Here is a 13,835-nt window from a genome sequence, read left to right as displayed (position 1 = left end):
CTGTGAAATGCGAGTCTATAGTGCGCCAGGCCCGGCGTCTGCACCACCGGTTGCACTCTCCGTCCGCCCCCGCGGCCGCGCCGCGCCCCCGGCAACGGGAGGCGTGTCAACGGTTTGGGCCGCGCAGTCGCGCCCGCGCGCCCGTACGTGCACGACGCTGAGCCCCCGCACCGGCCCGGCCAGCACATGGCGCAATTCACTCATGGTGCGCGGCCGGTGGACCCGCGCGCCCAGGGCCCGGGCGAGCCCCGCGACGTCGGCGCTCTGGGGGGTGGTGAAGTACCTGTCGAAGACCTGGGGCTCGGTGACGGCGGGGTACTCCAGGGTCGAGAAGATCGCCCCACCGGCGTCGTCGATGACGACGACCTGCAGGTCGGGCTCCGCCTCGTGCCGCCCCCGCCCCAGGCTCATGGCGTCGTGGAGGAAGGCGAGGTCGCCGACGACGGCCCGCACGCCCGCTCCCCGCCCCTGCGCCAGGGCCGCCCCCAGGGCCGTGGCCAGGGTCCCGTCGATGCCGGCCAGGCCCCGGTTGGCGATCGGCGCGGGGGCGGGCCCGCGTGCGGGCGGGGCGAGCCGGTCGAGGCGGCGGATCGTCATGGACGAGCCGAGCACCAGGTCGGGGGCGCTCCCGGCCCGCGCCGGATCGCAGGAGGCGTAGACCGCCAGGACGGCGCCGTCCGGGGTCAGGGCCTCGCCCTCCTCGGGCAGGCCCGGGAGCCGGTCGACGGCCCGGCGCCAGGCGGCGGTCCACGACGCCGGCGCCGGCTCCAGGCCGAGGGCCGCCGCGATCCCGGGCGCGTCCCGCTCCCCGGGCCCGACGAGGTGGACGGACACGGCCGTGCCGGCGACATCGGTCCAGCGGGCCGTGGTGGTCACCACGTCGATGGGCAGGTCGCCGCGGGCCAGCAGCGCGGCCACGGCGCGGGTGAGGGTGGGGTGCCCCAGGACGAGGACGCGCCGGGCGCGGCTGCTCAGCTCGGCGCCGGCCGGCGTGCTCAGCAGCTCGGCGTAGCGGATGAGGGCCTGGGGGCCGCCGCGCGCCCCGGAGGTGGGCTCGGCCAGCAGCGGCCAGCCCAGGTGCTCGGCGAGCGCACGCCCCAGGCGACCGAGGTCGTCCGTCGTGTCGCCGACGACGACCAGGCCGCGGCCGCCGCCCCGGGAGCACCGCGGCGCCTGGGCGGGCCCTCCGGCCGGGGGCGCGGGAGCGGGCGGCTCGGGCTCCGCGGCGGGCCGGGCGGAGCCGCACATGGTGCCGCCCCGGGTCACGGCGGGCTCCGCGGCGGGCCGGGCGGGGGGACGGGCCTCGGCGGCCCGCGTGCGCGCCCAGGCCAGCGGCGGGCGGAAGCGGACGTTGACCTGGGCGGGCCCGGGATCCCGGCTGAGCCTGCCGCAGGCGGCCTCGACGGCGCGCCGGACGCGGCCGCCGATGGCCAGGGTCGCGGCCTCCGCCCCAAGGTCGCGCGGCAGGTCGGCGGGCAGGTCGATGACGGCGCGCGCGGCGGCGGTGAACAGGCCCGTCTGCCCGGTGGTCTGGTTGGCGCCGGTGCCGACGAGCTCGTGGGGGCGGTCGGCGGTGACCAGGAGGAGGGGGACGCCGGCCGCGTCGGCCTCGACGACGGCGGGGTGGAGGTTGGCCACGGCCGTGCCGGAGGTCGTGATGACGGCGGCGGGGGCGGTGCGCTGCCGGCGCAGCCCGGCCCGGGCCATTCCCAGGGCGATGAATCCGGCGCTGCGCTCGTCCAGGACGACGCGCACGGAGATGAGGCCGGCGGCCTCGGCGTCGGCGAGGACGGGCACGAAGGGGGCGCTGCGGGAGCCGGGGGCGAGGACGATGCGGCGCACGCCGGCGCCGACCAGCGCCGACAGGACCGCCCGCGCGGTCGTGGCGGCGGGAGGCGCCGTGGGGGCGGGCGCGGCGCCCGCCGGCTCCCGGGCCGGCCCGCTCACAGGGGCAGCCCCGCGATCGCGCAGGAGGGGTCGCGCCGCTCGCGCTCGCGGCGGGAGCGCAGGGCGACCAGGACGTGGCCGAGCCGCACCTGCCAGCGGGAGGTCAGATCGTCGTCGGCGCTGACGCTCGCCAGCAGCCTGCGCGAGACGTGGACGGGCCTGACGGGCAGGCCGCCGGAGGTGGGCACGAAGGAGGGGGCGGCGACGTCGCGGTCCAGCAGCCGGACGGTGCCCAGCCCGCAGGCGCCGGCGAGCTCGGGCAGCGCGGCGGCGAGCGCGACCCCGGTGCTGACCCCCACCGACGTGTCGAGCGCGGAGGAGACGACGGCGGGCAGCCCGAGGCGCTGGGCCAGGGCGAAGGCGCGGCGCACGCCGCCCAGCGGGGCGACCTTGAGGACGGCGACGTCGACGGCGCCGCTGCGGGCCACGGCCAGGGGGTCGGGCGACAGGCGGATGGACTCGTCGGCGGCGATGGGGATGTCGACCAGGCGGCGCAGGGCGACGAGGCCCGCCAGGTCGGGGCAGGGCTGCTCGACGTACTCCAGGCCCCCGGCGGCCTTGTCCAGCAGCGGCAGAAGGCGGGCGGCGGTCGCCGGGTCCCAGGCCCCGTTGGCGTCGACGCGGATCCGGCCCCGGGGGCCGAGGGCGTCGCGGACGGCCGCAAGGCGCTGGATGTCGGCGTCCGGGCCGGAGGAGGCCGCGCGAGCGCCCGCGACCTTCACCTTGGCGGTGCCGGCGCGGGACCGCTTCACCAGGGTGCGGGCCGCCGCCGGGGACACCTCGGGAATGGTGACGTTGACTGGGACCGAGTGCCTGGTCTGGGGCAGGCCCTTCGCGCCCACCAGGGCCCACTCGAGTCCGGAGGCGAGCCAAGGGGCGGAGTCGTCCAGGCCGTAGTTCCAGAAGGGGGCGACCTCTCCCCAGCCGGCCCGGCCGTGAAGCAGGACGCCGTCGCGGCGCGCAATGCCTCGGAAGCGGGTCGTCATCTTGATGTCCCACACGACAGCGCGGTCGATGCCGTCGAGGAGCCCGGAGGAGTCCTGGGCTTTCAGGGCGCGCAGGTCGAGCTCGCCGCGCGCGTGGAGCGGCGAGGCGGACGGCGCGTTCGGGCCGGGGTTGGGCACAACTCAGGATACCCGGTCGCGGCACGCCCCGGCCACCACCGCCCGTCCTCTCGTCGAGATCGGTTCAGCTCCGGCTCGAGATCGGTTCATCTGAAAAAGCATTGCGGTGAAACAGTTTTATCATGCAGTCCGCTGCGCCACACCCCCAGCGTCACACGCACGCACATGCAGAGAAAGAGCCCCCACCCCCAAGAAGCCGACTAAGAACAATGACTATCGTCCCTCCCGACAGAACCAGCACCAGCGCCCACATCGACCTTCCGGCACCCCGCCCCCTCGAGGAAGCCCGCCGAGATTCTTTAAGAGCCCCACAAGACGCAGCAGCCCCACCTATCAGCAGCCCTACGGCAAGCAGCAACAAGATCTTCGATGCGGCCATTCCGTCGCAGCCTCCCTCGGCAAATCCGACAAGTACATCAAACACCTATTGAACGACAGCGCCTCCACCTCTCAACAAACATAGAGCGACACGAGGCCCTGCACAGCCGACCAGGAACCAGCCTCACCAGACAGCACGTAGAGCATCCCTCAACATCTTCCTTCAAATACAAGGCATACCCATTGACCGTGCCGACAAAAACACTCTCCCCCGGAGGGACCGAATCCCGCGCCGCCGACACCTTCTCGGCAAGATCGGAATCCTCCCGCACGCTCCGCCCGCTCTCCCGAGCCGACGAAAGTGAATCACTTCCCAGATCCCGAGCGCGCGCTGGCGCAGTGAAGCCGTAGAAAGCAGGCGCAGACACCAGAACAGAAGCAGCCGCCATCATGAGCCTCTTCATCGGGGCCCTCCATTAATCATGAACGTCAGATCATTGATGCGATTCAGCTCTACGCAGCAGCCTCCGTCGTGCGCAGCTGATCCTCGTCAGGGTTCGAACGCCGCCCGCATGAGGCTCACCCGCGAAGATCGGCAGCGCCACGAGAGCGGGCAACAATGACGATCTTAAAAAATGGGCTTGCCACACGAACGCTCGCACCCTCCAGCTGAGGGCCACGGCAGCGAACGCCCTTGCATCAGGTCCGCTGACCGGCGCGTGGCGAGACGCTTCCGCCGAGAGCGATGCCGCGACGGGACGCCTACGGTTCACATCCCGATACGGGGACGCTTCACTGCTTCATTGAAGAGGGGTGCACACGTACACTGACTCCATCCAGGAGCAGGAAAGGGGCGGCGACCGGACATGACATCCGCGAATCCACCTTCGCGCACCGTGACTCCGCCGCGCCACCAGCGACTCATCGCCGGCCCGATGCGCTCTTCTCCTGACAATAAACACGTGCGCCGCCCTGGATGGGAATGCCCGGAGCGCGCCCCTACTGGATGACGAAGACGCAAGCCCCTGAGAACCCGGGAGAGTATGCATGACTGATGGCACCGTCGCCCCCGTACGAGTCATGATGGTTGACGACGATCCGTTCATCCTCACCGTTTTCGCCGAGCAGCTTGATGCGCAGCCAAGCGTCTCCGTATGTGCCGCAGCAGCGGGAGGCGGCCAGGCGCTAAAGACGCTGTCGTCAAGAAGCCACCGTATCGACGTCGTCCTTCTCGACATCAGTATGCCCGACCTCGACGGCATCCAGACTGCTCGCGCCATCCACAAGCAGTATCCGGAGCTCCCTCTTGTCGTGTTCACAGCATTCAGCCGCGATGACATGCTCGCCGAGGCCCTCGCAGAGGGCGTGAACGGCTTCATCACGAAGGACGAGAGCGCTGAGGACGTTGCCACGGCAATGGTACGCGCGGCAAGGGGAAAGCACGTCATGTCCGTACGCCCCACCGAGCTCCTTGCAAGCGCCTACCAGTCGGAGCAGCGCCGGCGGCACGCCGCGGAACAGACGCGTCGCGCGGTCGAAGAGCTACCACCCAGACTCAAGGACGTGCATGCCTGCCTGCTGGAGGGACTCACCAATCGTCGCATCGCCAAGCGGCTCAGTATTTCCGAGAACACTGCTCGAATCTATGTGTCAGACGCCCTGCACCGCCTGGGCTACGCCTCGCGAACAGAGCTCATAGCCGCAGCCCTCGGAAACTGACATGCGTGCGAATGCATGCACGGACATTCGTTCTCCACTCGCAAGGACCAGGGAGCGCGCTGCCGGGCCGCGTGTCGTGACTGTGTTGCAATGGCTGGAATTAAACAAGATCGGTGTGTGATGGTGTGATTGGGAGGTGCTCGAAGTCGTAGTCGAAGGTGCGGTTGGTGATGTAGGCGGTGAAGGCCGCGAAGGTGTTCTCCGGGGTGTCGCGCTGGAGGTTGGCGATATTGGCTTTGGCGGCGTTCCACACGTGTTCTGTGGGATTGTGATCGGGGGCGTACGGGGGCATGTAGATGGGTGTGATGCGCTCCAGAGCCTGGCCGGGGGCATAAAGATCGTTCAAAGCCTTGGCGTGGTGGAACCTGGCGTTGTCCAGGACCACCGCGATCTTCTTCCCCTCATCGGTCTCGCGCGCCAGGCGATCCATCATGAGGGTGATCTGCTCGGCGTTCTGGTTTCCCTCGATGGGGTAGATCTTCATTTTCTTGGTCGTCAGGCTCAGTGCCCCGAAGAACGACTGGCTCGCCTTCTTGCGGTCCACGTACAGCCTTGTTCTCTTTCCCTTGGGAAGCCACATGCGCCGGGTCTCGGCCTCGTGCTCGACGCGGACCTCGTCGACGGTGTAGACCTCCCAGCCTTCTTCCAGCAGATCGTTGACCTGGCGCCGGATCTCGGCCATCCGCCTGGCAATGGCCTTCTCGTCGCGGCGCTTGTCGAACGGGTCGGGGAGCTTGAAGGTCATGCCCAGAAAGCGCATGAGCAGCCGATAGGAGGACTCGGACCTGTACTCGACTCCGAACTTGATCTGCACGACGTCCTTAAGGGCCGGGACGTCCCAGAAGCCGGCTTTGACGCCTGCCTCCGAGGGCGGTCTACTGAGAATCTCCTCCAGCTCCTCCTTCTGCGCCCGCTTGAGCTTTGCCGCATTCTCGTTGCCGGCGTGACCGGTTACCACGGAGCCCAGCCTGGTCTGCCGCCATTCCGACAGCCACTCACGTACCGTCCCCTCGGCCCGCTCGACCATCTCCGCGATAATATCCAGGCCGACGCCGCGGGCAGCGTACACAATCGCCTCCGCCTTCATTCTCACCAGCCTGTAGGTGTCCGAGCGCTTCTTCCACCTGATGAGGATGTCCCGTTCCTCGTCCGTCATGTCGATCTGCATGAGATTATCTTATACGAGGTGCTCCGCAGACGCCAACCAGGAATCCCGCAGCAGCTGCCCCAGAATGCCATTTTGTTTAATTCCGGCCAAAGTCCATAAAGTCCGATAATGACGCCGACGCCAGACAGGGCATACCACCTCCTGGAGAACCTAAGCGAACCACCAGATTTCCCTATCGCCCGCCACGAGCAAAAGAGAAGCCGTACAGAGAACAGCACAATCACCGCACGCACCGCGCCGAAAGGATCGAATCTCTCAGAGAGCAGCCCCGCGAACCTCATGGGCCGCCGCCAAGGCTCCGCCACCCACGAGCGCCTGGGCAATGCTTCTTCTCGAATTCAGTGAATATCTCGACTCCGCCCGGGCCACCCCGCCCTCCTTGCGCTGAGCAGCACTTCAGAAATTTTTACAAGCCGCGTCAGCCTTCCGCCGCACCCATCAATACCGCGCTCCAGAGCACCAGCAGGATAACGGCCATCACTCCGGCCACGATGATCATCCGACGAGAGCGGCCTCGTCGGCCGACATCGTCCGGGCCCTCACCGCGTCGACCGTCAATCACGGCGAAGAGAATCTCAGCCTCCACCGCGAAGAAGATGAAGGCCCCCAACCACGCCGCCCACGGAATACCCGGATGAAATGGCATGGTCACAACAATCGCGATCGCAGACAAAAGGACGCAATAAACATGTCGCCGATACTTCATGCCCACCACCTCCATATCACACCAGACGATCAGCAGGAAATCGCGGTAACAAGAGCTCCGCCAGCCGCAGCGCACGCCATCTCAGTAACCGCACCGGCGATCGGGGTCGCCACCCCGGACGCGCCAGCGGTCGCGGGCACGCAGACAAGCCCGCCCCAAGTAATTCCGAAGAACCACCCCCACCACTTAGGCATACAACCCGCGTACTCATCGTCCTCAAGAGCTCTCGTCGCCTCAGGGCGGAGCAGATGCTTCGTCTCATCATAAGTAAAGGGGACACTCTCGCCCTTCTCCGGCGACAGGTTGATGGTCGCCACGACGCCTCCGGCACCATCAAGCCATGTCACCGTGTCGCCCTCAACGCGAATCAGGTCACCTGGCTGAGTATTCAGCCTCAGCCCCTCCCCGTCAATGGGTACGGCGGAGCGCTGCGCACCCGTAGCCGGGTCAACTGCAACTTGCTGCTCGAACTCTCCCTCCCCAGAGCCTGCTTCCTCGGACAGAGAACTCGCCTGCGCAGCCCCACCGGCAGACACAGACAGGGCGAGCACACACGCAGCGGCTACTGGCGCATATTTTGAAAGCGATATCATGAAGACCTCCCCGGTGCTGAAGCGGATGCGTCTGGTACAGCAGCCGCTCCCCGCCTGCATCCACAGTAGAAGGATTTCCGTCCTCGCCACAGTTGACATTCGTCAGGGTCCCCGCGCATATTCGCGGACCAGCCGAGAAACGCACGCCCGCCCCGTCCCCTACCCTGACCCCATGAACGAGTCCGCCGCCCGCACCGCGTCCACCGCCCCTGCTCCGCCCACCCCGGCATACCCGCCGCCGCCCCGCGTCTCGGAGATCTTCGACCCCGCCCGCTGGCGCGAGATCGCGGGCTTCGCCCACGGCACGGGCGCGCCGGCGGGCCTGACCGACGTCACCTACCACCGCGGCTGCGTCCGCGACGCCGACGGCGCCTGGATCAGCGACCTGCCGGTAGTCCGCGTGGCCTTCAACCGCCCCGAGGTACGCAACGCCTTCCGCCCCCGCACGGTGGACGAGCTCTACCGCGTCCTGGACCACGCCCGCATGAGCGGCGACGTCGGCGCCGTCGTCCTCACCGGCAACGGCCCCTCCCCGCGCGACGGCGGCTGGGCCTTCTCCTCCGGGGGAGACCAGCGCATCCGCGGCCGCGACGGCTACCGCTACGAGCGCGAGGAGGGCGCCGGGCCCCACGGCCCCGACGCGCCCGCCAGCGCCTCCGCCGCCGGGCCCCACGGCGCACCCGGGGCGCCGGCCGCCCACGACCACGAGGCGGACGTGGCGGCGGCCCGCGCGCGCATCGACGCCGCCCGCGCAGGACGCCTGCACGTCCTGGAGGTCCAGCGCCTGATCCGCACCATGCCCAAGGTCGTCATCGCGGCCGTGTCCGGCTGGGCGGCCGGCGGCGGCCACTCCCTCAACGTCGTGTGCGACCTGTCGCTGGCCAGCCTCGAGCACGCCCGCTTCAAGCAGACCGACGCCGACGTCGGCTCCTTCGACGCCGGCTACGGCTCGGCGCTGCTGGCCAGGCAGATCGGCGACAAGCGCGCCCGCGAGATCTTCTTCCTGGGGCGCGCCTACGACGCCGCCACCGCCGAGCGCTGGGGCGTGGTCAACGAGGCGGTCCCGCACGCGCGCCTGGAGGAGCGGGCGCTCGAGCACGCCGCGACCGTCGCCGGCAAGTCCCCCCAGGCCATCCGCATGCTCAAGCTGGCCTTCAACCTGGCCGACGACGGCCTGGCGGGCCAGCAGGTCTTCGCCGGCGAGGTCACGCGCCTGGCCTACATGACCGATGAGGCCGTCGAGGGGCGCGACGCGTTCCTGCAGCGGCGCGCCCCCGACTGGTCGCCCTACCCGTACTACTTCTGAGGAGGCCGGCCGCTCAGGCCGTGGCCTTCCCGGTCGGCTTCGCGGGCTGGTGACCGGACGGCGCAGCCGGAGAGGTGGCCGAGCCGCTGCTGCCCGGCCTGCCGGACGGCGTCGGAGCCGGGTCGGACGGCGTGGACGAGCCGCGGGTGGTCGTGCCGTCGACATTGACGTCGAAGGTGACCAGGGCCTCCCCCGTCGGCCGGTCCGATCCGCCGGCAGGCTCCTGGGTGATGAAGACCTGCTCCCCCTCCTCGGGCATGAGGTCGAGGAAGGCGAAGCCCGCCCCCGACGCCGGGTCGTACAGGCCCAGTGAGCTCACGTCCTCGCCCTTGCGCAGCCAGACCTGGAGGCTGCTGTCCGCGGCCGCCTCGAGCAGCTCGTCCGGCAGGCTCAGCGCCGTCATGCTCATGCCCTGGGACCAGGTGAGGGTCGCGATGTGGCCGTCGGGCATGGTGTCGGTCACGCGCTGAACGTCCTGGGCCTGGTTGAGGTGGGCGTAGTCCTCCATACGGGCGTAGCCGTCGGTGGGGGCCGGGGCCGCCGGGCGGGGCGCGGTCCATCGGCCCACCCCGATGCCGACGGCGAGGAGGACGACGACGGCGGCGACCCGCAGCCCGGCCGTGAGCCACCGGCGTCGGCGCGGGCGCAGGGGGACGACGGCGCCCTGCCGGTCGGCGGCGTGCTCGGCCGGCGCCTCGGCAGCAGCAGGAGCGGACTCCGGCCCGGCCGAGCGGGAGGGCGCCCCTGCCGGGGCGGACCGCGGCCCGGCCGAGCCGGACCTCGGGCCGGCCGAGCGGGGGTCGGGCCCCGCCGTCGCAGACCCGGCCGCCGCGTTTCGCGCCGTCGTCCCAGCAGTGCCCCTCTTCGACGCGCCCCTGTCCCCTGCGCTCTCCGCGCTCTCAGCCGTCCTCTCGCCCGAGGCCGCCGTCCCGTCGGCCGCGGGATCGGCAGCCCCCTCCTTGGGCCTGATGCGCTCGAGCAGCTCGGCGCGCAACGAGGCCGGCGGCTCGACCGGCTCCAGGGACGCGCCGAGCAGGGCGAGGGCCTCATCCGACATGGCGAGCGCGTCCTCGTCCCATCTGCTGCCGGCCGCCCTCGGGTAGGCGGCGAAGGGGTCTCTCGACCGGTGGTGCCTGTTCCGCCCCGTCATGATGCCGCCCCCATCTCCTTGCGAAGTCGTGCGATTCCGTTCCTGATCCTGGTCTTGACCGTGCCGAGCGGCACCCCTGTGCGCCGGGCGATCTCGGTGTGGGTCAGACCGGTGAAGTAGGCCATGACCAGCGTGGACCGCTGCGGCTCGCCGACGGCGTCCAGGGCCCGGCGCACCTCCTCACCGACGAGCCGGTCCTCGACGGCCTGGATCGTGAGGTCGGTATCCGGCATGTAGTCGCGCCACTGATCCTCACGATCACGGGCCGCCTGGGAGGACCTGACCCGGTCGATCGCCCTGCGCCGCGCCATGGTCACCGCCCAGGCTCGAGCGCTGCCCCTGCTCGGCGAGAAGGCGGGAGCGGTGCGCCATATTTCCAGGAAGACCTCCTGGAGCACCTCCTCGCTCTGGGTGCGGTCCACCAGGATCTGGACGATGAGAGCGAGCAGCCGTCCCGACCAGCGGTCGTAGAACTCGGCGAAGGCCTCGTGATCCCCGGCAGCCACCCCCCGGATAAGGGCGTTGTCGAGCTCCAGTTCCTCATCATGCACAGTCGCATGGTACGGGTCCAGACCACCTTTTTGGGCTTCCTGCCGTTATCCGGCTGTGATCATCCGAAGGTGAAGGAGTACAGGGACAGGCCCTGGCCCGCCTCGAGCTCGAGCGTGCCCTCCTGAGTCTCCTCCGTACTCACAAGCTCGATCGAGTTGGGGACCCCCGAGACATGGATCGTGCGCTTCTCACCGCCGGTGGAGTATGTGATGTCCCCCTCGCCGGAGGCGACCAGGTTGACCTGCTTGCCCTGGTAGCGCAACCGGAGGCGAGCGGGGCCGCCGTCGGGCGAGATGGACTGCGCGGACACGTTCCACGTCCCGTCCAGGGAGAAGGTGTCGGCCTTCTGCTTCTCCGGGAAGGTGTACGACGACGTTCCCTCCGTCAGCTGACCGGCGACGTTGCTGGCGCGGGCGGAGCCGAGGTAGGTCTCGGGGGTGCGCGGGCCTCCGGCGGAGGGCTCGTCGTCGGAGAACACGGGGGCGGGCAGCTGCACGTCGGGGTGGGCCTCGCGCAGGAGCTCGCGCACGAGCTTCTCGGTGGTGGCCTCGCCGCCCTCGCCGAACTTGACCTGGCGCAGCTCGCCGGTGGAGTCGGCGAGGTAGTGCGCGGGCCAGTAGTGGTTGTCGAAGTTGCGCCAGGTAGTCAGGTCGGAGTCGACCGCCACCGGGTAGGTGATGCCGAGGTTGGCGGCGCCGCCGCGGACGTTGTCGACCTCCTTCTCGAAGGCGTACTCCGGGGAGTGGACGCCGATGACCTGCAGGCCGAGGGAGCCGTAGGTCTCGTGGAGCTTCTGGATGCCGGGGATGGAGCGCTGGCAGTTGATGCAGGAGTAGGCCCAGAAGTCCAGGAGAGTCACCTTGCCGGCCCGATCGGCGTCGGCGAGGGGCTGCTCGCCGGGGGTGTTGAACCAGGCGCTGATGCCGTCGATGCGGGGCAGCTGCCCGCAGTGGGCGAGGTGGTCGGCGCCGTCGACGCACTTGCCCCCCTCGCCGACACCCATGCTGCCGTGCAGCACGCTGTCGGTGCCGGCCTGGAGCGAGGCGGTGTAGTCCGGCAGGGCGCGCTGGAGGGCGGCCGGCAGGTTGAGGACGAGCGCCACGGACAGGGCCAGCATGACCGCTCCGGCGGTGACGCGCACGGCCTTCTGACGACGGCGGAAGGCCTGGAGCCGCTCGGTGAGCTTGCGGCCGGCCAGCGCGAAGGCGAGCAGCGGCACGGCGGTGCCCAGGCCGAAGGAGATGGCGAGAGCGACTGTGTCGGCGCCGATCTGGCCGGTGGAGCCGGCGACCGAGACGGCCGCGAGCACCGGGCCGGCGCAGGGCACGTAGGCGGCCCCGAGGACGAGCCCCAGAAGGAAGCCGTTGGACGGGTTGGATGAGCCGGCTCGCTGGAAGCGGGCGAAGGGCCGCTCCATGATCTCCATGACCTTGGGGACGATCATGCCGATGCCGATGAGGGCCAGCAGGACGATTCCGACCCAGCGGATGATGTCCTGCGGCAGGTGCAGGAGGTTGAGGAGCGTGGACCCCAGCAGCGTGAAGGTGGTGAAGCTGAGGACCAGCCCGGCCACCACGAGGTACGGCCGCCACCTGGAGACGGCGGGGGCCCCGTCCTCGCCCTGTGTTCGTGCGCCCTGGGCCCCGCCGGACAGGAAGATGACCGGTAGGACCGGCAGAATGCAGGGGGATATGCCGGTGATGAGGCCACCGAGCAGGCCGATGAGAACAAGACTGACCATTGTTGCTCCTCTTTCGCGATGGTGTCACCGTCTGTTCGGCGCGGACGACCGTCCGGATGCCCCCATTGAGAGTGACGAGGCTCACTCAAACTGCTCGGCCCATCTCCAATCCGCGCCCCCCGCCGCTCCGAACCTGTGATGTCGGCGCGCTCACCGGCGCGCCACTCCACATCATCATTCCTTTCCTCTCTAAGGAGATCCCATGCGTATTCGCACCGCCCTGTCCGCCTCCCTGCTCGTTGCGGCCCTCGCGGCCGGCACCGCGGCCTGCGGCTCGACGGACGCCGGCAAGGACAAGCCGAGCATGCAGCAGACGTCGAGCGACAAGATGGACGACGGCAAGATGTCCGACGGCGACAAGATGGACGACGGCAAGATGTCCGACGGCGACAAGATGCATGACGGCTCGGCGATGCCCGACGACAAGATGAGCGACGGATCGGGCAACAAGTAAGGATCCGTCGAGCCGGCCTGCGGCGGCCCGCCCCGAGACAATCGGGGGCGGGCCGCCGCCTCTTTCGCCGAGATCGGTCGTATTCCGGCTCGAGATCGGTTCACTTCCGCGCCGAGAACGATAGATCTCCGCGTCGAGATCGGTTCACGACGCCGGCCGGGCACCGCCGCCCCCGGCCGAGTGAGGCTCCCACGCACTTTCGGCGCCGAGCCCCGCCCCGCTCGGAGCCGGCCGTCCGGGCCCGGGAACGACGACGGGACGGAGCCTGGACACCACGGCATTGTGATGACATGGTGGCAGGGCGGGCCTGCCCTTACGGGTACCGCTCCGTCCTCAACCGGCAGCGTCGACCGACGTCGATCGGCGGTGCCGGCTTCCTATTCCCCACCCCGGAGGCCCCCATGCCCACCTGGATCACCTCGCTGCTCGGCAGCACCGACCCCGCCCGTCGCCGTCTCAAGGTCGCCGCAGTCGTAGGGCTCATCGGCGGCGTGTTCTCCGCGCTCGTGAAGTTCGGCTGGGAGGTCCCGTTCCCGCCCCGTACGCCCGGCCTGCGCTCGGAGACGAATCCGCCCCAGTCCATGCTGGAGTGGTTCGGGATGCCGCACGACACCTCGCACATGATGGTGACCTTCAGCAACAACCAGCTGCCGATCATGTCCTTCATCGTGCACTTCAGCTTCGCCATCGCATTCGGCCTCATCTACTGCATCGCGGCCGAGTACTTCCCGCGGATCAAGATGTGGCAGGGCGCCGTCTTCGGAATCGTGGTGTACATCGGCGCGCACGTCGTCGTCATGCCGCTGCTGGGCTGGGCTCCGAGCCCCTTCCCGTGGGTGGCGGGGGCCCAGACCTGGTCGGAGCACTTCTCAGAGCTCTTCGGCCATATCGTGTGGCTGTGGTCGATTGAGGTCGTGCGCCGCGACCTGCGCAACCGCATCACCCACGAGCCCGACGCCGAGGTCGCCCTGGACGCCGAGCCGGCGCGCTGAGGGCCCCGCGCCCCCAGGTCCGCAGATCGTCGAGCTGGGTATTGAGCGCCGCCGGCACGTGCCGG

Annotated in this window: 12 protein-coding genes; 4 read left to right on the top strand and 8 right to left on the bottom strand. The window is 69.7% G+C overall.

All coding sequences use genetic code 11. The annotated features are described in order from the left end of the window. Nucleotides 1-15: 15 nt before the first annotated feature. Together menD and AIF0345_RS03615 are read right to left on the bottom strand one after the other, a co-directional pair. Nucleotides 16-1,947, bottom strand: a complete 1,932-nt coding sequence (gene menD / locus AIF0345_RS03620) for a 2-succinyl-5-enolpyruvyl-6-hydroxy-3-cyclohexene-1-carboxylic-acid synthase (RefSeq protein ID WP_285297218.1) — start codon at nucleotides 1,945-1,947, stop codon at nucleotides 16-18. Beyond that, a complete protein-coding gene (locus tag AIF0345_RS03615; protein ID WP_285297217.1) occupies nucleotides 1,944-3,071 on the bottom strand; it encodes an o-succinylbenzoate synthase in 1,128 nt (375 codons plus the stop codon). The genes menD and AIF0345_RS03615 overlap by 4 nt, the downstream gene beginning before the upstream one ends. Before the next feature lie 1,365 nt (nucleotides 3,072-4,436). On the opposite strand from AIF0345_RS03615, the gene AIF0345_RS03610 reads away from it, so the two are divergent. Then, the gene (locus AIF0345_RS03610; protein ID WP_285297215.1) at nucleotides 4,437-5,108 is read left to right on the top strand and encodes a response regulator; all 672 of its coding nucleotides are present in this window, start codon (nucleotides 4,437-4,439) and stop codon (nucleotides 5,106-5,108) included. A 100-nt stretch (nucleotides 5,109-5,208) separates the two neighbouring features. On the opposite strand, the gene AIF0345_RS03605 is transcribed toward AIF0345_RS03610, so the two are convergent. From AIF0345_RS03605 to AIF0345_RS03595, 3 genes are all read right to left on the bottom strand, one after another. After that, nucleotides 5,209-6,276, bottom strand: a complete 1,068-nt coding sequence (locus AIF0345_RS03605; protein WP_285297213.1) for an IS630 family transposase — start codon at nucleotides 6,274-6,276, stop codon at nucleotides 5,209-5,211. A 418-nt stretch (nucleotides 6,277-6,694) separates the two neighbouring features. Further along, nucleotides 6,695-6,991, bottom strand: coding sequence for a hypothetical protein (locus tag AIF0345_RS03600; protein ID WP_285297211.1), 297 nt, complete (start codon nucleotides 6,989-6,991; stop codon nucleotides 6,695-6,697). Nucleotides 6,992-7,011: 20 nt separating this feature from the next. Continuing rightward, nucleotides 7,012-7,674, bottom strand: a complete 663-nt coding sequence (locus tag AIF0345_RS03595) for a hypothetical protein (protein WP_285297210.1) — start codon at nucleotides 7,672-7,674, stop codon at nucleotides 7,012-7,014. Between the two features lie 73 nt (nucleotides 7,675-7,747). Here AIF0345_RS03595 and AIF0345_RS03590 point away from each other — a divergent pair, with 73 nt between their 5' ends. Next, entirely contained in the window at nucleotides 7,748-8,881 is a 1,134-nt protein-coding gene (locus tag AIF0345_RS03590) for a 1,4-dihydroxy-2-naphthoyl-CoA synthase (protein ID WP_285297208.1), read from the top strand. Nucleotides 8,882-8,894: 13 nt separating this feature from the next. On the opposite strand, the gene AIF0345_RS03585 is transcribed toward AIF0345_RS03590, so the two are convergent. The 3 genes from AIF0345_RS03585 to AIF0345_RS03575 are packed head-to-tail and all read right to left on the bottom strand — an operon-like array spanning nucleotide 8,895 to nucleotide 12,324. Then, the gene (locus tag AIF0345_RS03585; protein ID WP_285297206.1) at nucleotides 8,895-10,031 is read right to left on the bottom strand and encodes an anti-sigma factor; all 1,137 of its coding nucleotides are present in this window, start codon (nucleotides 10,029-10,031) and stop codon (nucleotides 8,895-8,897) included. After that, nucleotides 10,028-10,582 carry a sigma-70 family RNA polymerase sigma factor gene (locus tag AIF0345_RS03580; protein ID WP_268918024.1) on the bottom strand — a complete coding sequence of 185 codons (555 nt, stop codon included), beginning with the start codon at nucleotides 10,580-10,582 and terminating at the stop codon, nucleotides 10,028-10,030. The genes AIF0345_RS03585 and AIF0345_RS03580 overlap by 4 nt, the downstream gene beginning before the upstream one ends. Nucleotides 10,583-10,641: 59 nt before the next feature. Further along, nucleotides 10,642-12,324, bottom strand: a complete 1,683-nt coding sequence (locus tag AIF0345_RS03575; protein ID WP_285297204.1) for a cytochrome c biogenesis protein CcdA — start codon at nucleotides 12,322-12,324, stop codon at nucleotides 10,642-10,644. 202 nt (nucleotides 12,325-12,526) lie between these two features. Here AIF0345_RS03575 and AIF0345_RS03570 point away from each other — a divergent pair, with 202 nt between their 5' ends. After that, the gene (locus AIF0345_RS03570; protein WP_043563317.1) at nucleotides 12,527-12,778 is read left to right on the top strand and encodes a hypothetical protein; all 252 of its coding nucleotides are present in this window, start codon (nucleotides 12,527-12,529) and stop codon (nucleotides 12,776-12,778) included. Between the two features lie 401 nt (nucleotides 12,779-13,179). Then, on the top strand, nucleotides 13,180-13,770 hold the full coding sequence (locus tag AIF0345_RS03565) for a YagU family protein (protein WP_285297882.1): 591 nt from the start codon (nucleotides 13,180-13,182) through the stop codon (nucleotides 13,768-13,770). Nucleotides 13,771-13,835 lie beyond the last annotated feature (65 nt).

The organism is Actinomyces israelii, from assembly GCF_030253495.1.
Lineage (GTDB): Bacteria > Actinomycetota > Actinomycetes > Actinomycetales > Actinomycetaceae > Actinomyces > Actinomyces israelii.
The sequence above is the reverse complement of the archived record's forward strand: the minus strand, read 5'-3'. Positions and strand labels throughout refer to the sequence as shown.